Below are 25,504 nucleotides of genomic sequence, written 5' to 3'. Positions count from 1 at the left end.
CATCATTAGTCATACATGTTCTTTCATCTCGAATATTATTTTTATTATTTGAATTTAACATTTTATTATAATTAAATTTACATTCTAAAAAGAACGATAACTAACTAACAATTTAAAAAGGCATGAGGATGAAATAAAACCAAATAAAGTAATGAATCAAGTTAACTTTCAAAATAATCTAAACTAAATAACTAAACTTAAATTATGAACATTAAATTTATGAAAGGAATTTTCTTTTTTATACTACTATTGTCAAGCAGTCTGGGGATTGCGCAGACAATAACGGGCACCGTTACCTCTGAAGGCTCTCCTTTACCGGGTGCTTCGGTGGTAGAAAAAGGAACAAATAACGGTACTACGACAGATTTTGATGGGAATTACACGTTGAACAACGTGGCCCAAGACGCAACTCTAATAGTTAGCTATTTGGGCTTTGTAACCAAAGAGGTTGCTATTAATGGCAGCAATACGGTCAACATTACTTTAGATGAAGATGTTGCCGCTTTGGATGAGGTCGTGGTAATCGGTTACGGTACACGTAAGCGATCAGATGTTTCTACTTCGGTAGCGTCGGTAGACAGTGAAAAAATTACTGCTTTGCCTGTGGCTACTGTTAATGAAGCACTAGAGGGTAGAGCTACGGGAGTACAAGTACGTAGTGGTGGTGCACCAGGAGAAGGCTCTACTGTTACTATACGTGGTTTTAATACGTTTGGCAATGGGAATCCATTATATGTTGTGGATGGGGTTTTTATAAATGACGTAACGGCTATCAATCCTAATGATATCGAGAAAGTAGATATCTTGAAAGATGCGGCTGCGGCTGCAATATACGGATCACGAGGTACAAATGGTGTAGTCATTATTACCACTAAGAAAGGTAGAGAAGGTAAACCTAAATTTGCTTATAATACTTATTCAGGATTCAATTTTCTTCCAAAAGGAAAGCTATATGATTTGATTACAAGCGAACAGTTGATAGATATAGCCATAACTGAAGATGTTGCTGCTGGAGACGGCATAAATGCTCCTTTTGGAGTCAATGATACTCCTGGTCGCTTATTGGAGCCTGGATTCGTTCCTGCAAATACCAATTGGCAAGCTCAGGTTTTTCAATCCGCCCCTATCACCAATCACGATTTTTCAGTATCCGGTGCTACCGAATATGTAAACTATAGAGTTGGTGCAGGAATATTTGATCAAGGAGGTATTCAGATTGATACGGAATTCAAACGCTATAATTTCAGTGTCAATACAGATTATAAGTTAGGGAAATTTTTAAAAGTTGGTCAAACATTGAACTTGGGATACAATAGGCAAGTAGCTCCCGAAAGAAGAGGAAATGACTTCTTATTTACATGGGCTACAAAAATTCCGTCCTATTTGCCACCAAGAAGTCCAGATGGTCGTTTTACCGGTGGAAGTAGAGAGCGGGACAATGTGCTTTTAGATGCCATTAATCCCCTTTTGATAGCTGAGACGCAGGACAATGAGCGTTTTAGAACTAATATAGTGGGATCTGTTTACGTGGAACTACAATTAGCTCCAGGTTTAACAAATAGGGCTCAATGGGGTGTTAACCTTTTTGATCAAAATATTAATAGTAATGTTGATACATTTGGTCCAGAACTTTTGGATGGTGACGGTCAAAATATCAGAAAAACATTACAAAAACAAAGTTTTAGAAACTTAAGTACGGTGTTCACTAACGTGTTATCCTACAATAAATCGTTTGGGGATCATAGAATGGATGCCTCTTTCATTTTTGAACAAACACAACAAAAAATAAATTCAAACAGCACACGATTGACCAACACTGATCCCAATGCTATTACTGAATTTAATAATGTGACAGGTGATCCGGCTACAGGTCAAGAAGTGGTGATAAACTCTTTCTTTCGACCAAATAAATTGTTGTCTCTAGCCGGTAGGGTCGGTTATACCTACAAGGATAAATATATTCTTTCGGGCTCCATCCGTAGAGATGCCGATGGTAAATTTGAACCAGGATTTAGAGATGAGATTTTTCCTGCCGCTTCCGCAGCATGGGTTATATCCAATGAAAGCTTTTTACAGGATAGCAATACCATTAGCAATTTAAAATTACGTGGTAGCTTTGGTGTCACGGGTAATAACTCTGCCCAACAGTTTGCTACAGTACCAACATTGGATCCTTCATTCGGCTCTGTTAACGGTTTCCCAGGAGTTTCTGTAAATCAGATAGGGTCTCCTTTTTTGACATGGGAAACTAGTGAGAAAACGAACTTTGGTCTGGAATTGGGGCTTTTCAATAATAAATTTACGCTAGAAGCGGATTACTTTACAAGCAACAACGAGGATTTAATTGTAGTACCTATCGTAGATACTTCCGAAGGTTTGAATCCAAATTTCATAAATGCTGGAGCGGTAGAATCCAAGGGGTATGAACTTACTTTGGGTTATAATGATTATGAAGGAGATTTTAAATGGAGTGTTTTGGCTAATGTTTCCCATGTAGACCCCTTAGTCACTAGAATTGCCGATGAAGTTGAGAGTTTGCCGGGTCAGGAAGTTAATTTTGGAGCAGCTGGAGGTAATGCCTCTTTTACTATCCCTGGTGAGGCTCCTTTTGTGTTTTTCGGGCATGAAACAGATGGACTTTTTGAGAGCGTAGAAGCTGCCGTAACAGGTGTATCTCAAGCACAATCTTACCAAGAAGTAGGTACAGGTATTCCAGTAAACAGGTCAGTTGACGAAAATGGGAATTTTGTTTTTACAAGAGGTGATACAGAAATACCGGTAAGTTCAGTAACCTTGAACCCAGAAATAGGCACAACGGCCGGTGACATTCGCTTTAAAGATCAAAACGGAGATGGTGTAATCGATAACAATGATAGGGTAGTAATCGGTAACCCCAATCCGGATTTCACATACTCATTAAATTTAAACGGATCTTATAAAGGTTTCGATGCTAGTATGTATTTTGTAGGTGTACAAGGAGTAGATGCGTTTAACCACGCAAAATACAATACTACTAATTACAGTAGCGTTCGTAACTGGGGTGTGAATGTGTTGGACAGATATACTGCGTCAAATCCTGATGGTAGATTTGAGCGGTATTCTCCTTCTGATCCTAATCAAAACCAACGTATTTCTACGAAGTATATAGAAGACGGTTCGTATTTAAGATTAAGGAATGTAACATTGGGGTACTCTTTACCACAAAAAACTTTAGGTAATATCCTAAAAGGGTCAATTAAAAAATTACGTTTATATTTAAGTGCTCAAAATATATTGACTATAACTAATTATTCTGGTTACGATCCTGAAATAAGACCTTCATTCACTCAAGGTGTTATTGATGGTATTAATTTAGATGAAGGATTCACACCAGCACCAACTACGGTCCTAACAGGATTACAAATTGAATTTTAAAAAATAATTATTATGAAAAAGCTATTTAATACGTTTTTAGTTTTATCGTTAGTGGTTCTATCAGTATCATGTAACGAGGATGAATTTTTGGAATTTCAGAACACTAACGGTATAAATCCGGCAGTTGTTGCTGTTACACCAGATTTACAAGAGGGCACCGTTGTTGCCACTTATGCAGCCTTTAGATCAGAAGGGATGTATGGTCGCTGGGGGTATTTCTTAGAAGATCATGTTTCTGATGAAATGACTTTATCAGTTGCTGGACAAGCACAACTACAGAACATCTCCGATTTCTTGTTAGATGGGTCTTTCAGTGCTCCACGTCAATACTACCAAGCTCTTTACAAAGGTATAGCAAGAGCAAATTTTGTAATTGATGGTTCCAAAGAATGGACTACCGACCCTGAATTTTATGAACCTTTGGTAGCCGAAGCCCATTTTATGAGAGCAGTTTATTATTTCAGGTTGGCTACACGATATGGTGATGTACCTTTGAAATTGGGTGAAAGTACTTTAGGTTTTCAGCCCAAGAGTCCCCAATCTGAAATATTCAATCAAGTGATTTCTGATTTGGAATTTGCAGCAGAAGGTATGCGTACCAAGGCAGAACAGAGTCCTGGAAGAGCCAATAATGAGACGGCATATGCAATGTTGGGCAAAACCTATCTATTCACGGAACAATATGATGAGGCATTTAACGCCCTAAATAAAGTAACGTCGTATAGACTCGTGGATAACTATCTGGACAATTTCAATGTAGCCGGTGAATTTAATGATGAAACACTTTTTGAAGTTGAATTTTCCAAAGGGTCCACTGGTGGCATTTGGGGCAATAATGATGGTAACAGAAACTCCACTCCAACTTTGAGAAGTGCCGATTATAGTGGGTGGAGCAATAGTAGAGTTAATCCGGTCATGCGAGCTGCGTATGAAGATAAAGCAGATGGTCCGGCCGGTAAAGATCCCAGATTTAATTTTACTTGGCATATTCCCGGAGTTTCTAAGTGGGCTAACGGTACCAGAACTTGGGGAGATCCTCAAGATCCTCCATTGGATAATTTTGGCGGATCAAGAAGTCAAAATACCACTCTTCGTAAATATTCCACTTACATTGAGGATGAAGTACATACTCCGGATAATGGTACAAACGTTAGATTATTGCGTTATGCAGATGTGCTTCTAATGAAAGCGGAAGCTGAACTTTTTAGGAGTGGTGGCAGTTTAAGCAATGCCATTGCCCTTATGAACCAAGTTAGGAGCAGGCCTAGTGTGGACATGCCATTATATGGTTCTCCTGAAATGAATGCGGCAGGTTTTCCAGTTGGTTCCGTTGATGAGGCATTTAGAGCACTTATACACGAGAGAAGAATAGAATTGGCCGGTGAAGGTAAACGCTTCTTGGATTTGATCAGGTGGGGATTAGATGTTGAAGTTTTACAGGAATCTACTCCTCCAATCAAACCTAATTATTCAGCTAGCAAACGCTTTTTGCCAATACCAACTATCCAAATAGATACAAATCCCTTAATCAACGATTAGGATAGTTTAAATTAAATATTTATGTAACTATAAAAGGGCAGAAAATCTTCTGCCCTTTTGTAATTTTATACACTGTAATAAGAAAGGTGAGCGATTATGAACAAGTATATTTTCATTCTATTATTTTTAGGGCTTTTATTAAGCTGTACGGAGAACGAGAAGAAAACATCCTTAAATTCTACAGATTCTACAATAAAGAATATTTTTAAAAAACTGTCAAAAGAAAGTACTTCCCTTGATTTTTTAAATAGATTGACCGAGACGGATAGTTTAAACTACTTCACTTACTCCTACATTTATATGGGAGGCGGAGTTTCCGCCGGCGACATCAACAATGATGGACTTACCGATTTATTTTTTACTGGCAATCAAGTAGCTAACAAACTTTATCTAAACAAAGGCGATTTAAAATTTGAGGATGTTTCCAAAAAAGCCGGAATCGAAGGTGACCAACGCTGGTACACCGGTTCTACTATGGCCGATGTTAACGGTGACGGTCTTTTGGATATTTATGTAAGCGTGGCCGGGCAATCAGGCAACAAAGAAAACCAACTTTTTATAAATAACGGTGATACTACTTTTTCGGAAAAAGGTAAAATTTACAATCTTAATGATTCAGGGAATAGTGTAAACGCTACCTTTTTGGATTATGATAAAGATGGAGATCTAGACGTCTTCATTGCAAATTATCCTGTGACTCCTTTTACTACTGATTCAAAATCCTTACGTGAAATGATGAATTTGGTTACCGATCAACAGTCTGATCAGCTTTACAGAAATGACGGTGACACCTTTACAAAAGTTACCGAAGAAGCTGGAATGAAAGTCTACAGCTTAGCCTTAAGTGCTACTGCTGCAGACCTCAACAATGATGGTTGGCAGGATATCTATGTGTCTTCGGACTTTAATAGCCCGGATTTACTTTATATCAATAACCAAGATGGAACCTTTACCAATACCATAGCACAAAGCACAAAGCACACTTCCTATTATGGTATGGGAGCCGATATTGGCGATTTTGACAACGACGGCCATATGGATATTTTGCAGGTTGATATGGATGCCGAAATAAATAGGCGTTCAAAAGCGAATATGGCCAGCATGGACCCCTACCTATTACAAGAAGTCAAAGAAGCTGGGTTCCAAACACAATTTATGCAAAACTCTTTACAACACTTCATAGGAACCACGAAAGAAAATTATCCACAGTATTCTGAAATTTCAAGATTAGCGGGTATTTCATCAACGGATTGGAGTTGGAGCCCTTTGTTCGCAGATTTGGACAATGATGGCAATAAAGATATTTTCGTATCCAACGGTTCCAGAAGGGAAATCAACAATAAGGATTATTTTGCCGCTCTGGCAGGGGAGAAACGTCATAAGGACAGTCTCTTGATTAAGTCGCTACGCATGCCGTCGGAGACATTACCCAACTATGCTTTTAGAAACAATGGCGACTTAACATTTGATAAGGTCACCACTCAATGGGGGCTAGAGCATAGCGGATTTTCCAACGGGGCCATATATGTAGATTTAGATAATGATGGCGATTTGGAAATAGTGACCAACAATATTGATGAAGAAGTTTCTTTGTTTGAAAACACGAGCAACCAATTCAACAATTTCATCTCATTATCTTTTGAAAGTACCGAAAAGAACACAATGGGTATCGGTGTTAAGGCCACTATCTCAACTAAAGAAAATAACCAATATCAAGAATTGACACTTACCCGTGGTTTTCAATCTTCCGTAGCACCGAAATTGCACTTTGGTCTCGGTGATGTAGAATTGATAGAGACTATAAAGGTTGAATGGCCCAATGGTAGGTTGCAATTCTTGGAAAACGTAAAAGCAAACCAAAATTTAATTGTTGATTACAAAGATTCTGAAAATATAAAAGTGCCGGATGAAGAATTACCGCACATAACATATTTTGATTCCTCTACGGATTCTTTGGCCATTTACAAACACAAAGAAAATCTATACAATGACTATACCTACGAAATTCTTTTGCCGCACAGAACCTCTAGCTTTGGACCAGGAGTGGTAGTAGGTGATCTGAACGGAGACCAATTAGACGATTTTTACGTTGGTGCTGCCCATGAATATCCTGGAGGGATGTTCTTTCAAAAAGCCGATGGCACCTTTGAACAACAAAAGACAAAAATTTTAGTCAACGATCGAAATTATGAAGATCTGGATGCCCTTATTTTTGACCCGGACAATGACGGCGATAATGATTTATATATCGTAAGTGGAGGAAATGAATTTGCCTATACTTCTGAAATGTTACAGGACCGTCTTTATGTAAATGATGGCAAGGGTAATTTTTCGAAAAGTTTTGATGCGCTGCCTAAAATGATTACCAGTGGAAGTCGCGTTTTTGCTAATGATTTCGATCACGACGGGGATCAAGATCTTTTTGTGGGAGGTAGACTATTTCCTGCTAACTACCCCTACCCTCCCCATAGTTATATCCTCGAAAATGTGAGTACCAAAGGTAAACCGCAGTTTAAGGACGTTACTGAAAGCGTCGCACCGTTCCTGAAGGAAAAATTTGGGATGGTAACTTCCGCGGTATTTATGGACTATGATAAAGATGGCTGGGACGATCTTATTGTTGCCGGTGAGTGGATGCCCATTAAAGTTCTTCGAAACAATAAGGGTGAATTTGAAGATGTTACCGAAGACCTAGGATTAGAAGACACTACTGGGTGGTGGTTCGGGATGGCACAAGGTGATTTTGATAATGACGGTGATACGGATTTGATTGCTGGAAACTTAGGACTCAATTATAAGTATAAAGCTAGCAAAGATGCTACTTTTGATGTGAACCTAAATGATTTTGATGGGAACAAAACCAATGACATTGTACTGAGCTATTACAATCAAGGAGAAAAGTATCCTGTTAGAGGACGGGAATGTTCTTCACAGCAGATGCCGGTCATCAAAAAGAAATTCAAGAGTTATGACGAATTCTCTACCGCGACCTTGACAGATATTTATGATGAGGAAAAATTGGAAAAAGGCATTCATTACCAAGTTACCTCGTTCGCAAGTGCTTATATTGAAAATAAAGGAGATCGTTTTGAGATACATCCATTGCCCAATGAGGCCCAGATATCCCCCATTAATCAAATACTGGTAGACGATTTTGACAAAGATGATATTTTGGATATTCTCGTTGCGGGGAATCTATATCAATCCGAAGCAGAAACACCTCGTGCCGATGCTGGCCATGGTCTTTTATTGACAGGTGATGGCAAAGGAAATTTCACACCCGTACCAGGTCTAAAAAGTGGTTTTTTCGCGCATGGCGATGTAAAGGACTTAGCTCGGATAACTATTAGTGGCCAAGCGTACATCATTGCCGCCAAGAACGATGATTTTCTACAGTTCATACGTTACAATGGTTCATAAAAGAGATGAAAAAGATTTGGTTTCTTGGTGTATCCCTGCTATTGTTTATCTCCTGTAAGGATAAAAAACAACAGGTTAACGAAACGGAAGAAATGGTAGCCAGGTTAGATTCCCTCGTAAAAAATGGCAATCCTACTATGTACTATCATTGGAACAGGAAAATGGCTCAATATTTGGCGCCCGAGTTTACTGATGGTTCACTGGCCGACCCTAAACAAAAACGACTGCGCTATTGGCAAGAACTATTAAGGGGTGGGGAAACCGAAAAGTGTATTGAAAAAATAACGGTATACCTCAAGACTTTTGACAAGTCCTATCCTGAAATACTAAATAAAGAGACACAGGATGTTTTTGACCTTTTGGCACTGGCCTATCTAAGACTTGGTGAACAACAAAATTGTCAAAATGCCCACTCTCCTTTTTCCTGTATCCTGCCCCTACAAAAGCCGGCGATTCATCAATTGAGGGAAGGATCTGAAAAAGCGATCGAAGTATACCGGATGCTATTGGGCAAGTTTCCCTTTCAACGGTATAAATGGTTGCTCAATGTAGCGTATATGACTCTTGGTGAGCATCCGGGGAAAGTACCGCCTGAGCATTTGATTGCCTTTCCCAATTGGAATTCGGAGCAAAAAGATTTTCCCCGTTTTGAAGAAATAGCCATGAATGTAGGTGTTGCCGAAAACGGACTCTCAGGGGGTGCTTGTGTTGACGATTTCAATGGCGATGGGCTCTTGGATATTTTTGCCACTTCATATGGTATGGAAGATCAGGTGAAATTATTCTTGAACAATGGAAAAGGAAGTTTTGATGACGCGACTCAACAATCGGGGCTTATAGGTATCGTAAGTGGTTTAAACGCTATACACGCCGATTATGACAATGATGGGGATAATGATATTCTGGTCCTGCGTGGTGCTTGGTTCGGTAAATATGGAACCCATCCCAATTCCCTATTGCAAAATAATGGTGATGGTACTTTTAATGACGTGACCAAGTCTGCGGGCTTATTGAGCTTCCACCCTACCCAAACAGCATCTTGGGGCGATTTTGACAAGGATGGATTCTTAGATCTATTTATTGGGAATGAGGGAACTGCACAAAGTCGTCACCTATCCGAATTATATCGAAACAAGGGTGATGGCACTTTTGAGGAAGTTGCCAAACAATATGGACTAGGAAATCTAAACAAATTTGTAAAGGGTGTTGATTGGGGCGATATCGATAATGATGGATGGCCAGAGTTGTATGTTTCGATTCTTGACCAGAATAATCTCTTGTTCAAGAACAATAAGGGATATTTTAAGGAAATTGCCTTTAAAGCGGATGTACTAAAACCCAGAAACAGTTTTCCTTGTTGGTTTTTTGATGTTAATAATGATGGTTTTCAAGATATTTTTGTAAGCGGTTATTATACTGAGAATCTTCATAATCGTGTTCCAGAAGACTATGCAAAGGAATTACAGGACTTAAATGTTTGGACCCCAAAACCAAAATTGTACATTAACAAAGGTGATGGTAGTTTTAGTGAAAAATCTGAACTATACGGTATTTCCAAGACCATGTACGGAATGGGCTCAAACTATGGAGATTTGGACAATGATGGCTATTTAGATTTTTATGTGGGTACTGGAGCCCCTGAATTAAGTACAGTTGTACCCAACAGAATGTTTCATAACCTCAATGGCGAAAAATTTGAGGAAGTGACCTCTGCAGGTGGTTTTGGCCATATACAAAAAGGGCATGGAGTGGCCTTTGCGGATATAGACCAAGACGGTGATCAGGATATTTATGCCGTTATGGGCGGTGCTTTGGAAGGTGATACGTTTACTAATGTACTTTTTGAAAATCCTATTTCCATGAACAATTGGATTACAATACAATTGGAAGGTGTACAAACAAATCGTTCAGCCATTGGCGTACGCTTAAAATTGGTTTTAGATAATGGAAGAGAAATCTATAGAACTGTTGGTACCGGTGGTTCTTTTGGAGCATCTAGCCTACAGCAAGAAATTGGAATCGGTAAAGCACAATCCATAAAAGAACTTAATATATATTGGTTGAATACAAAAAGACAGGTTTTTCGCAATATACCGGGAAATCGTAAAATAAAAATCAAGGAAGGTATCAATCATATCACTGAAATACCTCAAAAACCTATTCTATTTCAATAATCCAAAAAAGATTATATCACTAAAAATAGAAACCGCTTCCTGACAATAGGAAACGGTTTCAGAAAAACTAACTCAAATTAACAGTCTTCCAAATCTTAATTTAACCACCAATAGCCTTTTGTTTGAGCATCTGGCACTAAAATATTTTCGTATTCATCAAAAGTCGCATCGTTCCAGCTACGCCAATCTACCCATCCAAAATCGTTGTCCTCAGCCACTTCTGCCATTAAAGTTTTATTAAAAAATTCTTTGATATATCCAAAATCACCAGGATAGCTCCATTCGGTACAAACAGTCCTATAATTTTCGACCAAATCGAACATATTAGCTTCCTCTACAGAAATATCGCCACCCTGACCATTACCGTAGAGATGAAAACCAACGGTAGTGTAATCCCAATCGATCCAATCATACCCATCCACAATAGTTTTCATTGGCAATGCCAGCGAGTGAAAGGAAAATAAAATTATGTGGCGGTAAGGAGCGTCTTCACGTACCTGATCGTAAATAGTTTTCATCGGGCCCATAAACTCGTCGGACAGGTAAGCAGAAGAAGAGAATACCTGTTCATTGTTCAGTTCATAATACACCAAGTTATTATTCTTGTAGCGCGGGGCAACAGCTTCCCAAAACTCGGCCATATCACCAAATCCTTGTGTTTTTTGGTATTGTCCAACATCATGATAATTAATGATGATATTGATACCGGCTGCTGTGGCATTTTCAACACACTTATCCAAAAAAGGTAGTATTTCCTGTACAGTATAGGCTTGTTCTGCCAACCCTTCCCTTCTGTACCATGGATCTATCCATGCAATACGTACCGTATTCAGGCCTAAATCTTTTATGGTCACATAAGTAGCAGGGTTTTGTGAAAGCGCAAAAGTATTTACCGCAAAGTTGGCCTTACCTAAAGCGATAGGTGTACCTCTAATCACTTCACCGTTCCTGTCTACCATCGTCTTGGCATTCGTCTGTACAACAGCGGATGTTGGGTCATCAGCCTCCTCTTCCTTTTCTTCTTCCTCTTCCTTTTCCTCTGGCTCCGGATTTTCAACAGCATCAGGTTCTGATGTGGAATTTTCATTATTTGAACATCCCGAAAAACTGAATAGCGTAAAAATAGAAAATAGTACTATAAAATTTAATATGTGTTTGGAGCGAAGCATTTATTGAAAATTTATTTAATATTAGTAATCTTAAAGGTAGATGCAAACTTGCTCGGCATCTTCGACGGGTTGGTCATAGGCATGATAACTTCAACATTTTTTCCGTCTTGTTTCCAATCTAACTTATCCTTCATACCTAAAAGTGTTATTTCTGAGTCATTGGATAGTTTCAGATCTTTAATGATCAAGGCCTTGTCCGGAAAAATAGGACAGGTAGCGTATAGGTTTTTTCCTTTTTGCGTAAAGAAAATCTCTTTAGTGGCAAAACCTTTATCAGGATTTACCGTAAGTTTCATAATATCATATTTGACTTTGTAACGACCCCTTTTTGCATCGGCTACAGTACCTTCTGTCCATTGGCAGCTAGTTTTATACGGTGTAGTGCCATAAATAGCTTCTCCGTTGACTGCCATCCAGTCTCCCACATCTTTTAAGCGTTCCTGCATAATTACGGGAATACGCCCATCTGCCGTAGGTCCTATATCCAAAAGAAAATTACCGCCTCTACTTACAATATCTATCAACATATACGTCAATTGTTGGGAAGAATTATAATCCGATAGGTTTTCAGTACGACTATATCCAAAAGAATGTGCCATGCCCCTGTTTTCTTCCCAAGCTTTATCGGTATTTAAGCCAGAGCCATATTCAGTGGTATAATATCCACCGTGGTGGTGACGGGTATCTTTACCCCAACGGTCATTAATGACTACGGTTTCTTTTACCGGGGATTCATTGTAAAGCCACGTTAATAATTTATCGGATTTCCAAGTAGTATAGGGATGTTCCCATTCCCCATCCGAGAAAATAACTTCCGGTTTGTAATTGGTTACTACATCCTTAAATTGTGGAAACATATGTTTTTCTACGAACAAATCAACATCCGAAGTATATAACGGATTATACCATTCGTATAAAGAATAATAAAGTCCCATTTTCATACTGGTTTTGTTGACAGCATTGGTCAGTTCACCTACCAAATCACGCATTGGACCTGTATTGGTACTGCTCCAAGGCCTTCCCCATGACATTTCTGCCTCTTTGCTCGGCCAAAGCGTATAGCCATCATGGTGTTTTGAGGTCAAAACCACATATTTGGCTCCAGAAGCTTCCATAATGGAAGCCCATTGATCGGCATCGAACATTTCTGCCTTGAAATCGGTTACAAAATCAGGGTATGTATATCCTTCACCATAATTTTTATCGTGAAATGCTTTTAATTCTTTATGGCTCACTCTGGAGGTATCGCGTAAATCGCGCCAGTACCACTCCGAATATTCACCCACTTTGGAAAATGCAGGTACCGAATAAGGACCCCAGTGAATGAAGATTCCGAATTTGGCATCTGTCCACCACTTCGGGATCGGACGCGCATCAATTTGTTTAAAATCCTTGTTAGCATCTTGTGCCAGCGCAGTACCCTGCTTCGCAAATAAAGCGATAAAGAGAATAAAGAATACCTTTTTTAAGTGTTTACAGTTCATTAGTGATGTTCTCATTTTTATATTTTATAAAATTAACGGTAGTTATAAGTTTACCATGCCAAGTATAGTGCATTCTGTGATACAAATGTTGCATAAGGGTTTTATGTACAGCACAAATGTCTATTTTCTATTTTCCAAGTGCAATTGCAGCGCTTTTGCTAAAGTTTGGAGTGCTTCTTCAGCTGCTATTGTCTCTGCAATATTGTTGTCTTCTGCCGGATCGGTAAAGTTGTCATATAGCATTTGTGATTTTGGTTTTCCGTTCTTATCAAAGTATTGGGTCAGTGTATAACGGTCGGATTTTATGGTCTCGCCATTCTGCCAACGTGCATAAATATATTCATTCCCTTTTTCTTCAGGATTTTTCAATATGGATGCGAAACTTTTGCCCACCAAATGGGACGGTTTTTCCAGATCGGCCAATTCACAAAGTGTAGGGTACACATCCACAAAACTTACCAATGCATCAGTTTTACCGTGCTTATTTTCAATAGATTTCATAATTAAAGGTGCACGTAGCGCATTAGTAAAACAGGAATGTTTGCACCAAAGTCCATGTTCTCCGAAGCTCCAACCGTGGTCGCCCCATAGCACTATTATGGTCTCTTCGTACAGTCCCAACGCTTTGAGTTTATCAATTACTTTCCCTACCTGCGCATCAATATAACTTACACTTGCATAATAGCCATGACGTAATTTCAACGCCTGCTCGTCAAATATTGGCAAAGTGTCGTTCGGGATATTATTATACGAACGTAATTCCCCTGAATTATGCCAAGCATCCAAGGGAACATCTTTAGGAAACGAAGTATTCTCGGCAAGTTCTATTTCTTTGGGGTTATATAGATCCCAATATTTTTTGGGCGCATTAAAAGGCAAATGCGGGCGAATGAAACCTACTCCAAAAAAGAACGGTTCCTTAGCCTTGACAAGCGCATCCAACTTTGCCACTGCGGCATCGGCCGTTTTTCCATCAAAATAAGTATTGTCAGAAACATCGGCAGCTTCCCATGCCGGCCCAGGGGCACCGAGTGGAAGCATGGAAGTGTTATAGTTCTCTTTATTTTCTTCAGATTGGTAATCGCGCCAAAGTTCTTGTTGATTCAAAGTATTTGGGTAATCAGGGCGAAACGGCTGCTCGGACCATCCTTTTAGACCATCATTGGGATGGTGCAGAATTTTACCTACCGATGTCGTGAAATAACCATTGTTCTTAAAGTGTTCCACTAGGGAAATAACACCCGTCGCCTCTTCATCTATTCGGGAGCCATAATCTACGAAACGGCTAGGCGTTGGGTGAATACCCGTCATGATACTGGCGCGCGAAGCCCCACAAACAGGAACTGTACAGAACGATTTATTAAAGACCGTAGCATCGGCACCCAGTGCATCAATATTGGGCGACACTATTTGTGATTGCCCATAAACATTGAGTTCTGGCCTCAAATCATCAATTGAAATAAACAGGATATTCGGTTTTTTAGCAATTTTCCCCTTTTCTTTCTGCTTTTCATTACAACCCAAGGATAGTAAAGCAAATACTAAAAAACCAATATAATGTCTCATGCATTTCTTGTTTTAGATTATCAATTGGGCACGGTCAGGAAAGTCCTCGCCGATTCTTCTCCGTTATCGTTGATGCGAGTGATGGCGATGACAGAACCGGGAGCAACTTGTTTCATTGAAATGGAGAATTCCGGTCCCGTATGTGGACGCAGATTAATGCGTTGAAAGAATCCGTCAATGGTAGGCGCATTATAAATATTAAATCGTTCTACAGCTTCGATGTCATCTTTAGTACGGTTAATTATATAGGTTCTTGCCTGTGTTCGTATATCCAATTCTTTAAGGGGTTTGGGCAAACTGCTCGGTGCTTTTACCTTTACGGATTTCATATTTATTACTTCATATTCTGTACCATAGCTCCATAGTTTTGCTACAGATGCGCCCTTTTCCTGATCCTTCTTGCATGCAGCGGTTTCCGAAGTATCTATCTCGAAGGATATTTCTGCATCTTTCGTGAACCAAGGATAGGCATAATCGGACCATTCGGGTGAAAGTACCCATGAGGCCATTCGTTTTCCATCGATATTCATATACAACTTCTCACCTCCACAGTTTCCTTTGGCCTTTACTTTTAGGCGTTCGGAAGCTTTCAAGGCCTCTTCGGCACCATAATAGGCGGGTTTTCTGGTAAACGCATCGTCATACATTAGAGCATGCTGATAATCGCGCCACGTACCGCCATCTGTTAGTCCCCAGTATTGGATCCATTCCATACCGGATTCCAGAGCGGCGCGTACCAGATTGTAATTGATCAGTTTTTGGCGTAAAGCTTCCTCCTCGTTGTAAAATCGGTCTTTGTCACCAAAATCGATTTCCACGATCCATGTTTCCAGGCCAAGGGCACGAAACGACTTTACGTTCTGTACGAAACTATCCCATTCATAGTCCGCAGCTGTACTAATGTGGGTTTGAAATCCTATGGCATCCAACGGGATGTCAGAGTTTACCATATGTGCTGCCAACTGATACATACCATGGCGTTTGGCCTGCTCCATGAATTCAATGTTCCAATCGCGCAATTCTAGTTTACCTTCAAAATATTTGTCTGCCGTCTCAAATATTTCCCTAATAAAAAGTGGGTGTTCCTTATTGATTTTTGCATCGCCTGTCAAACCAGAATTATCGGGCTCATATCCCAATTTGATCCATTCATTTTCAGAACCAGGCTGTCCTTTAGGGTGCTTTATCCCCTTGTAACCGTTGCCATGGTGCTCAAAAACTTCGTTCAAAACGTTCCAAGTAGCCACTTTTTTCCCATTATCGTTAGCTTCGGCAATCGTTTTTAACCAATGATCCATAAGTGCCCTCAGTTGTTTTTTGGAATAATCTTTTTTAGGAAACCACTTTGGGAAATATTGGTTCGGTGCGAAGAGTAAATGTGTCATAATGGGCTTATTCCTACTGTAGTAGTAATTAACCAATTCATTTATCCTACTAAGGTCATACTCCCTTTCGCCATCCCAATTGCTACTGGGATAGGTGGTTACCGTTCCAGAATTGAACTCGTTTTCGATAATATCGTTCGTAATCCTTGTATCGACATCTTCGGCGTTCGGCCCAAAATCTTTTCGCCATTTGGTCATTATTCCCAACTTGGTGGTATGCACATAATCCTTTAGGCCGGAAAGCCCTTCGGATTCGGATTGCTGTATTTCTTGAGCCGAGACTGAAATACATATTAAGGTAAAAAAAAGAATTACTTTGGTTTTCATAGTGTATTGTTTAAAATTAGCCGTTTTGACGTTTAAAAATACATTCAATACAAAACAAACTCTTGAAACAAAGGGTCAAATCATAGTAGATTTGAAGCATTCTTTTAAACAAATGAGCATAAGTGCGCAACGTATGTTCAAAAATAAGATTAAGGATTCCATGCTTCTCCAACTTCTTTCAATCGTTGTACTACATTACCATCAATTAGGCCATATGGGTTTGGGGCGACATTGAGCAACAAATTACAATTTCTGTCCTCGAGTACTTTAAGATGTCCGTTTACAATTTCATCTACAGACATAGGTTCCTCTGTTGGAAAACTCTTTTTCCAGAACCATTTGCTATTTATAGTAGGACCTTGATGTGAGGCAAAAGCATTGTGCTCTGGTGCCCAAGCATATTTACCAATGGGTTCCTCAAAATGAAGAAAATCATTGATTTCATAAGCCTCTTCCAAAGTGATGAACTCCCGTCCGTCCGGATCTATCTGAAAACTTTTACCACCTCTTTCCCTTGCAAAGGCTCGTTGTACCTGGTAATGGTCCGTCACCAATATTTCTGGTTGAAGAGATTTTATATAACCTACTATTTCATCATAATCGGCACGATTCCATATCGTACCGCAGTTTCCCCAACCGTCGATGGTCAAAGTAGGTATATCCCCATAATTGGTCAGAAGTTCTTTCAGCTGTTTTTTAATCAATACTTTGTCCTGTGGTGTGATGGTATCTTCAATACCTAATGTTCTATCCCAAATAGAGTAATAGAAATGAGGCTCTATCCCCTTTTTACGAAATTCGTTTACATACTCCCGGACAATATCCCGACCTTTCAACGGGGTTGATGATACATCATAATCGGTAGTCTCAGTGTCCCAAAGGCAGAATCCGTCATGATGTTTGGTGGTCAGGACAGCATATTTCATTTTTGCGGATACCGCAGCATCTGCCCACTGTGCCAAATCCAGTTTAGTAGGGTTAAAAGTCATAGGGTCTTTCCCCGGCTCTACCCATTCTATTTCATAATAGGTACCCATGTTGAAATGAATGAACATTCCAAAGCGGAGCTTTAAGAATTCTGCACGAAGCTCTTCCAATGACCTTACGGAGGTAGTATTTTTTACGACATCTTGGAAAGGTTCAGCGACTCCTTTGCTTTTTTTATTACCACAGGATAACTCTATTATTGCCAGTAAAACTAATAGTGTTTTTTTCATCTTTTCGAGGATTGCTTCAATTTCTAACGAAAGTTAAAGATAGGCCATAGAAATTATCGAAGATATCTTTGTACTGGGAGGGTACACCATTCGCCAATCTCTGCGCTTTATAATATTTTTTCTGAAAAGAACCAGTTTTGTAAGTATAGTATTTTTTGTTTGGACCTTCCCATTATGATGGAAAAAAGATGATGGCCAGGCTACTATGAATCAAACGCACATAATAAATCCAAGTTTATTTGAAAATCCATTTTGTTTTTTAAGTATTAAAAAATGGAATTGACTTTCCGGCCCATGAAAGCATCATTTTAGTTGGACTATTTTTTTCTTCTACTCTAATTTTCAAAAATTATCGATTTAATATATACTTACTTATTCTTGAACTAGAAGATTTTAAAAGCATCTTGGATAACGGTATCGTAAAAACTTTTTAGATGAAATAATACGATGTCATTTTCAAAATGGTGTTAGTTGTTTTTTTAATAAATGATCCGTTTGGCATCCGAAGGGATTCTAATGGACAGGTTGTTCCCATACTTGGATATTAAATTTTGCAAAAAATAAAATAGGATGCTTTGTGAATCATATCCTCGTTCACCTTTTTCCATCGCAAGGACAATCCATTGCCAAAAAATACAAAAGGATATAGATCTAGTTGTAATCCGTAAAGTCAGCATATAATGAATTATTGTTATTTTCACTTCTTGAACATTGCCCCCGAAGTATAGATACCCTTAATATCGAAATCAACTAAAAATTAATAAATGATGAGAAAATTGCTCACAGTACTATGGTTTTCCTTAATGCAAACCGTGGTTTTGGCCAATGAATACCATGTATCAAAATCCGGTAACGATACTAATGACGGATCGCGCTCGCGGCCATTTAAAACCATTATGGCAGCAGCGCAAAAGGCTTACGCTGGTGACACCATTACCGTACACAAAGGTGTTTATCGTGAATGGATAAATCCACCGAGAGGTGGCGATAGCGACACAAAAAGAATTCTTTACCGCGCAGCTCCCAATGAAAAAGTAGAAATTAAGGGTTCTGAAATAATTACGGACTGGAAAAAATTGAGAGGCGGTGTTTGGAACGTGGTTCTTCCTAATTCTTTTTTTAAAGATTATAATCCGTTTTTAGAGGTAATTGAAGGTGATTGGTTCATGGATAAAGGAAGAATTCACCACACGGGCGATGTGTTTTTAGAGGGGCGGTCTTTATTTGAGGTAGACTCACTTGCAAAAGTGCATAACCCAATAATTGATGAAGGCGCAAAAAACAGAGAACAGCAGAAATACACTTGGTATACAGAGGTTTCTGATAAAACTACCACGATTTGGGCCAATTTTCAAAGAGTTGACCCAAACAAAAAACACGTTGAAATTTCTACTAGAAAAACTTGTTTTTACCCCTCAAAACAAGGTATCGATTATATAACCATCAAAGGTTTTCACTTTAGCCAAGCCGCTACGCAGTGGGCCGCACCTACCGCTGAACAAATCGGTATGATCGCTACACATTGGAACAAAGGTTGGGTTATTGAAGACAACATTATTTCTGATTCGAGGTGCGTGGGCATTACTCTGGGCAAAGAACGCGGTACTGGCCACAACGTATGGACGAAAGATGAAGGAAACATCAATAGAGACGGTAACATTCATTACATAGAAGTTATTTTCAATGTGATGCGCAACAAGTGGAACAAAGAAAATATTGGTTCGCATATAGTTCGAAAAAATAAAATCTACAATTGCGAGCAAGCGGGTATAGCAGGTAGTATGGGAGCTATTTATAGCCGTATTGAAGACAATCACATATACAACATCAACGTTAAAAATCAGTTTGAAGGCTGGGAAATTGCTGGTATCAAATTCCACGCACCCGTAGATGTCGTAATAAAAGGAAACAGAATACATGACGCCGTTCGCGGTATATGGTTGGATTGGATGACCCAAGGCGCGCGGGTCACCGAAAATTTAATGTACCGTAATTATGATAAAGACTTGTTTGTGGAGGTAAATCACGGCCCGTTTTTAGTAGATAACAACATTTTACTATCTAAAAATGCACTCCACAACTGGTCGCAAGGTGGCGCGTATGTGCATAATCTTTTTCTTGGCCACATTTTAACCACGCCCGAATTAAAGCGATTTACGCCCTATTTTTTACCCCATAGCACAGAAATGGCGGGTTTATCTGTCATACTCGGAGGAGATGATCAATTTTATAATAATGTTTTTGCATGGCGGAACAGACCTGAGGCCATCATCAAATATGATTCGACCAAATACAAGAGCCATTTTGATGGTAATACTTACTTGAACGGAATAAAGACTCCAAAATCAGAAAAAAACGGCAACGAATTATCGGAATTAAAAACGGATTTCAAAATAATTGAGACCGATGGCGAAGTGAAATTACGATTCATTAATTTTCAATATCCCGCAGAGAAGAAAACGAAATTATATACCACTGATAATTTCAGTAAAACCAAATTATCAAAATGTAATTTTGAACATACTGATGGAAGTACAATACAATTTAATGAGGATTTTTTCGGCACAAAGCGAGTAACACCAAATGTAAGCGCAGGACCGTTTGCAGATCCAGCAATCGATGAGAACGGTACGCTCGTAGTTTGGAAAAAATGACGACACCACTCTTGATCGCGAACATATTTCTATTCTTATTGGCCCTCCAAAACTACTTTGGCCAACCTCTAAATTATGTCGATGGAGTAAAAACGATATGTATAGCGATAATTTGGATACGTAGAGACTTTTGATTTACGTTGCTGATATACCCAAGAAATCAATAAAACTAAATAGGAAAGCTCTGGACAGAAAAACTATATTTGTCAAAAAAAAATTAAGTATGATACAAAGGATTCTTTTACTGTTCAGTCTTATCATTACAACCGTTATAAGTGCCCAAATCAACAAGCCAAGCCTAAGTCCTAAAAAAACGGTCAACGAAACGGTTGGTCTATGTGAAGTGGTCATCGAATATGGACAACCGAACAAACAAGGACGTCAAATTTTTGGCGGCCTGATTCCCTATGGCAAAGTGTGGCGAACCGGTGCCAATGCATCAACAAAATTAACTTTTGACCGTGATGTAACCTTAATGGATAATAAAATTCCGGCCGGTACTTATGGCTTATATTCTATTCCCGATGAAAAAGAGTGGACTATTATTATACATAAAAACAGTGAATTTTGGGGTTCGGGAGGTTACGAACCTAACAATGACCTGCTTCGTTTCAAAGTCAGCGTTACACCACTTAAAGATACGCTTGAAACCCTTGCGATCGGTTTTGAAAACTTTACTACCAACGGGGGCGATATGTACATTGCATGGGAGAATACTAAAATTATAATGCCGCTGTTCGTAGATTCTGATGCGATTATCTTCAAGGAAATTTCAGATAAGATTATAAATACCAGTGACCCTGTAGAAGCCCAAACCTATTTTGATGCTGCGCAATTTTACTATCTTAAAGAAAAAGACTTAGTTCAGGCGGCTCAATGGTTTGAAAAAGCAATGGAGCTTAGACCAGAGGCTTTTTGGTTTACCTATTACCGAGCTGAGTTGGCCTTTCGTCAAAAGAATTACAAGGTTGCCAAAACCAATGCTGAAAAATCACTCAAAGCTGCAAAAGCAAGCCCTTCTACGGATTACGGCTACATTGCAAAAAATGAATTGCTCTTACATTTAATTAAGGAACAATTACGATAAAGAAAGGGAGAAAGGCCAATAGTCTCTATATTTTGATTTTGAAATTATAATATCAAAACAAAAAGTGCCTTTCGAGAAAATTGTTCAAAAGGCACTTTTTGTACTTTCCAATCTATAATCAAATTATCATTTGATCATACCATAAGTTATTGAGACCAAGCCGTTGGTTGACGGTCCCATCGGTGTTTTTGTAACTCCTGAAGTAACGAGGCCGGTAATCCTTTACCATCACTGGTAGCCGTATTTGCCAAGACATTACGTTGTTTTCTCATACCAGGAATAACGGTATCAACACTATCATTTTCAAGAATAAAGCGAAGTGCCATTTCGGCCATGGTCATATTTTCAGGCACGAGAGGGCGTAAGGCATCGGCATGTTCAACGCTTGAATTCAGGTTTTCAGGCACAAAGTAAGAGGCGCGCCAATCTCCTTCGGGGAAGGTTGTTTCTTTTGTAATATTGCCCGTTAAAGTACCCTCGTCAAAGGGCACTCTGGCAATTACGCCAATGTTCAACTCCTCACATAATGGAAAAAGTATATCTTTAGGTGCTTGGTCAAAAATATTGTAAATCACCTGTACGGTATCGATTTTTCCTGTTTTTAATGCTTTTATCCCGTTCTCAGGTTCCCATCGATTCATACTAATGCCCATGGCAGCAATTTTACCAGATGTTTTCAGGTCTTCAATAGCACGTTGCCATTCTTCACGATTGCTCCAATTGTCGTCCCATGTATGAAATTGCATCAAATCAATTTGTTCCATTTTTAAGTTGGCCAGCGTTTTTTCGGTATATTCGATAATGTGTGATACCGGATATGAATCTTCAAACGCGTATTCTGGTCTGGCGGGCCATTGAAAGTTTTTGGGCGGAATTTTACTCGCCGTATATAATTTTTTAGAAGGGTGTCTGCGAACCAGTTCCCCTAACAGCTCTTCACTATGACCCTCACCATAGCCCCAGGCCGTATCGAAAAAAGTTACGCCATTTTCAACGGCTAGATCTAAACTTTTGGCAGATTGTAAATCGTCTGATTCCGTCCAACCAGCCATCCCCCACATACCATAACCAATCTCACTGACCTGCCAATTGGTTCTTCCAAATTTTCTTGTCAACATAATTTATAATCTATATTTATTATTGCCACAAAACCGCGGCTTATTTAGTATTTATTATTTGCTAGAATTACTTACAAAAGCAATGTGTTTACTATCGGGCGACCATGAATTTACGTTTATGGTGCCTTGCCCACCGTACAAATGTGCAATTACTTTAGGTGCCCCACCAGAAACCGGCATTAAACGCAGCATAACGTGCTTTAGGGGAGGGTGTGAATTTAGCTCAATATCTGGGCCGAAAGAAATGAAGGCGATCCATTTTCCATCAGGAGATATATGAGGAAACCAGTCGTGGTACTCATCAAACGTGAGTTGTTCTTTTTTGCTTCCATCAGGTTTCATTCGCCATAGCTGCATAGCACTTCCTCCTTTGGCGGCGTTATAATAGATATACTTTCCTTCAGGAGAATATTCGCACCCGTCGGCATGGTCTAAATTTTTATTATTGGTGAGTTTGACTTCTTTACCACCTTTAATTGATTTTTTGTAAATATCATAAGGTTCGCCTTCCCCTCTTTGCGCCACGTAAACCATTTCTTTATTATTCGGCGCCCAGCCGTGAAGGTATGAGGGTGCTTGAGAAGTTAGCGCTTTGGGTTCACCACCCGCTAAGGGCAAATAAAATACATTGGAGCCTTCACCATCGTTATGGCTAATGCCCAGCAACTTTCCATCAAAAGAAATACAGTGATCGTTATTTAATTTATCAGCAACTCCTGTGTTAAGTTTCTCGGGTGTTCCGCCAACAATGGGGATTGTATATAGCGAGCCCTCCATATTAAAAAGCAATTTTTTGCCGTCGGGCATCCAGTTTGGTGCTTCAAACCTATCGTTTTTCGTATGTATTACCTTGCGTTTTCCGTCAAAAACGTTCATGATTTCCATGCGACTGCCTATCCACCCTTCTTGATATGGATTATAATCCATGGGCATCGGCTGGTCTATACGAACATTCCAGACCTTGGCAGTCTCAACAGTATTGGCGTCGTGTGAACATATTACAAGGCCGAGCAATACTTCTTTAGGCATTTGGTCGAGAACCTTTTCACTGATCACCTGCAAGGGTTCACCAGGGTGTGCCGCACGTACTATAAAAGTATTACCGCGACGCTCTAATTGTATTACTTGGTAAAAACGTTTTGGCGCACGAACTTCATCATGACCCAATTGCATTTCTGCACCTTTCCGTTCGCGCCATTGACCGGAAAACAGCCCGTCGCCATGAAGAAAACCACCGACCATCATAGCGTTATCTGCATCGGAACTACGAGCCATCCATCCTATTTTACGATGAATTTCATTGTACCCCTCGAATTCAAAATTGGCAGTTGCCACAAAATCACCACTAATTTTATTGTATACATAACGATGTTCGTCACGTTGTCCCCAAATGTTTTCGCCCGCACCTTTAATGGTATAAGTTTGCGTGGCCTCATCATAACTGGCCTCACCGGCAATTTTTGGGTTTCCAATATCTTTGTTAAAGGTAAAATCTCCTAGCGGATTTTCTTGAGCATGAGATAAAGCAAAAAGGCAAAAACAGAGAATGGTAATTGTAAGTTTCATGGTATAGCTTTTTGTAGTAAATTAAATTAGGCAAAATGATTTGATTAAATCAAGGCATTTTAATTAATAGTGTACGCTACTAAACGGTTGTCTAAAAAAGTGGGTACGAGTAGAATATTTTCATCGGCTATCAGGCCTATATCCGCAGATTGTACATTTTCTTTTTCAGTGGATAAAATAGATGTGACCATACCTTCATCTCCCCAAAAAATTTCACCGTCCCAATCAGAAATAAGATATGCTCCTGATTTAGTTTTCTCAATTCCGTCACCTTTTCCGATTCCTGTACCAAGTACCGTTGCTTTTTTTGAAGAGCGATCGTAAGCGGTGAACTTCCCGTCAAAAGAAGCAATTAAAATGCGATTTTCTTCTACAAAAATACCATTGGGCCTGTCCAAACCTAAATGCCATTTTTCTATTTTACCTTTATTTAAGAAACAAATAGTTCCTGCATCCATATCGGTCATCCAAACGGTGCCATTAGCATCTATAGAAATATCATTTAACATTGCGGCATCCGGATAATTATAGCGCGCAGTGATTTTTCCCTTATCCACATCAATAACAACAACCTCATCAATATCTGCCACGAACAGCAGATTGTTTAGAAGCCCCATACCTTTTGGTGAACTTAAACCTGTAACCCATTCAACCTCTATGTTTTTGCCGTCTTTACCAACTTTGGAAATAAAACCGTTACCATCCTTTTCGCGTGGGTTTTCATTAAGATTGCTCACGTAGATTACATTTCGTTCAACATCAAAAAGAGCTGATTCAGGAGTTTTGAAAACCGCATCGGTACGCCATAGCATTTTAAGCACGGGTGTTTCTAACGAGTCCTTGAGCTTTCCAAAATTTACATTTTCCACTTTAGAAAAATCAGATGATTGGAATAAAAAAATACAGTTGACCAAAGAAACGATTAAGGAGATGAATGCGTGATACATAGCGTTTTAGAATTTTGCGTGAAAATACTTTTTTCAAAATAACAGATTGCTAATATTTTCTTAATTCGGCAAACGTTTGTTGGCTTTTCTGTTATTGACTATATATGGGACTAATTTATAACGAAATCTGTATGATATGTTACAAAAAATAGACTTTGGATTACGTTCCACCTACAATACTGCCGCTATATTTTGAAAAAGTTTTTGCATCATAAGTATTTAAAAAAACTGTTTAATCAGCTTCTTGAATCAATTATTGATACGCTATTCAAAAATATAGTTCATCATCTTTTTAAATAGATATAATTCTACTTAAAGCCGTAATATTTCAATAGGATACTATCTGTATCACATTCATTCTATATTTGCCTTTATTTTTCATTTTTAAATAATGATAGATAGATTTTCCTCGCGATACATAAGCGATAAAGGTAAGT

Annotated in this window: 14 protein-coding genes; 6 read left to right on the top strand and 8 right to left on the bottom strand. The window is 39.1% G+C overall.

Annotation, left to right across the window (positions count from 1 at the left end; all coding sequences use genetic code 11):
• Positions 1 to 204 precede the first annotated feature (204 nt).
• From ACKWBX_RS08395 to ACKWBX_RS08380, 4 genes are all read left to right on the top strand, one after another.
• Positions 205 to 3,414, top strand: coding sequence for a SusC/RagA family TonB-linked outer membrane protein (locus ACKWBX_RS08395; protein ID WP_413968224.1), 3,210 nt, complete (start codon positions 205 to 207; stop codon positions 3,412 to 3,414).
• A 12-nt stretch (positions 3,415 to 3,426) separates the two neighbouring features.
• Entirely contained in the window at positions 3,427 to 4,953 is a 1,527-nt protein-coding gene (locus tag ACKWBX_RS08390) for a RagB/SusD family nutrient uptake outer membrane protein (RefSeq protein WP_413968223.1), read from the top strand.
• A 96-nt stretch (positions 4,954 to 5,049) separates the two neighbouring features.
• The gene (locus tag ACKWBX_RS08385) at positions 5,050 to 8,373 is read left to right on the top strand and encodes a VCBS repeat-containing protein (protein WP_413968222.1); all 3,324 of its coding nucleotides are present in this window, start codon (positions 5,050 to 5,052) and stop codon (positions 8,371 to 8,373) included.
• A 5-nt stretch (positions 8,374 to 8,378) separates the two neighbouring features.
• Positions 8,379 to 10,547 carry a CRTAC1 family protein gene (locus ACKWBX_RS08380; RefSeq protein WP_413968221.1) on the top strand — a complete coding sequence of 723 codons (2,169 nt, stop codon included), beginning with the start codon at positions 8,379 to 8,381 and terminating at the stop codon, positions 10,545 to 10,547.
• A gap of 95 nt (positions 10,548 to 10,642) precedes the next feature.
• Here ACKWBX_RS08380 and ACKWBX_RS08375 read toward each other — a convergent pair whose 3' ends face one another.
• The 5 genes from ACKWBX_RS08375 to ACKWBX_RS08355 form a co-directional block, all read right to left on the bottom strand.
• Positions 10,643 to 11,716, bottom strand: a complete 1,074-nt coding sequence (locus ACKWBX_RS08375) for a cellulase family glycosylhydrolase (RefSeq protein WP_413968220.1) — start codon at positions 11,714 to 11,716, stop codon at positions 10,643 to 10,645.
• Positions 11,717 to 11,727: 11 nt separating this feature from the next.
• The gene (locus tag ACKWBX_RS08370) at positions 11,728 to 13,215 is read right to left on the bottom strand and encodes an alpha-L-fucosidase (protein ID WP_413968219.1); all 1,488 of its coding nucleotides are present in this window, start codon (positions 13,213 to 13,215) and stop codon (positions 11,728 to 11,730) included.
• A gap of 105 nt (positions 13,216 to 13,320) precedes the next feature.
• On the bottom strand, positions 13,321 to 14,766 hold the full coding sequence (locus ACKWBX_RS08365) for a sulfatase (RefSeq protein WP_413968218.1): 1,446 nt from the start codon (positions 14,764 to 14,766) through the stop codon (positions 13,321 to 13,323).
• Positions 14,767 to 14,786: 20 nt separating this feature from the next.
• Complete coding sequence (locus ACKWBX_RS08360; protein WP_413968217.1) at positions 14,787 to 16,478, bottom strand: endo-1,4-beta-xylanase; 1,692 nt, start codon at positions 16,476 to 16,478, stop codon at positions 14,787 to 14,789.
• A 149-nt stretch (positions 16,479 to 16,627) separates the two neighbouring features.
• A complete protein-coding gene (locus tag ACKWBX_RS08355; protein ID WP_413968216.1) occupies positions 16,628 to 17,695 on the bottom strand; it encodes an alpha-L-fucosidase in 1,068 nt (355 codons plus the stop codon).
• Positions 17,696 to 18,462: 767 nt separating this feature from the next.
• On the opposite strand from ACKWBX_RS08355, the gene ACKWBX_RS08350 reads away from it, so the two are divergent.
• Positions 18,463 to 20,349: a right-handed parallel beta-helix repeat-containing protein gene (locus ACKWBX_RS08350; RefSeq protein WP_413968215.1), complete on the top strand. Its 1,887-nt coding sequence runs from the start codon at positions 18,463 to 18,465 to the stop codon at positions 20,347 to 20,349.
• A 223-nt stretch (positions 20,350 to 20,572) separates the two neighbouring features.
• Positions 20,573 to 21,436 (top strand): DUF2911 domain-containing protein, encoded by an 864-nt coding sequence (locus ACKWBX_RS08345; protein WP_413968214.1) that lies wholly within the window; start codon positions 20,573 to 20,575, stop codon positions 21,434 to 21,436.
• A 146-nt stretch (positions 21,437 to 21,582) separates the two neighbouring features.
• On the opposite strand, the gene ACKWBX_RS08340 is transcribed toward ACKWBX_RS08345, so the two are convergent.
• The 3 genes from ACKWBX_RS08340 to ACKWBX_RS08330 are packed head-to-tail and all read right to left on the bottom strand — an operon-like array spanning position 21,583 to position 25,067.
• On the bottom strand, positions 21,583 to 22,554 hold the full coding sequence (locus ACKWBX_RS08340) for an aldo/keto reductase (RefSeq protein WP_413968213.1): 972 nt from the start codon (positions 22,552 to 22,554) through the stop codon (positions 21,583 to 21,585).
• A gap of 54 nt (positions 22,555 to 22,608) precedes the next feature.
• Entirely contained in the window at positions 22,609 to 24,120 is a 1,512-nt protein-coding gene (locus tag ACKWBX_RS08335; RefSeq protein ID WP_413968212.1) for a TolB family protein, read from the bottom strand.
• A 59-nt stretch (positions 24,121 to 24,179) separates the two neighbouring features.
• Positions 24,180 to 25,067 carry an SMP-30/gluconolactonase/LRE family protein gene (locus tag ACKWBX_RS08330; protein WP_413968211.1) on the bottom strand — a complete coding sequence of 296 codons (888 nt, stop codon included), beginning with the start codon at positions 25,065 to 25,067 and terminating at the stop codon, positions 24,180 to 24,182.
• Positions 25,068 to 25,504 lie beyond the last annotated feature (437 nt).

Source organism: Maribacter algae (genome assembly GCF_047345745.1).
GTDB lineage: Bacteria > Bacteroidota > Bacteroidia > Flavobacteriales > Flavobacteriaceae > Maribacter.
Note: the sequence above shows the minus strand (reverse complement) of the source record. Positions and strands in the feature narration are given on the sequence as shown.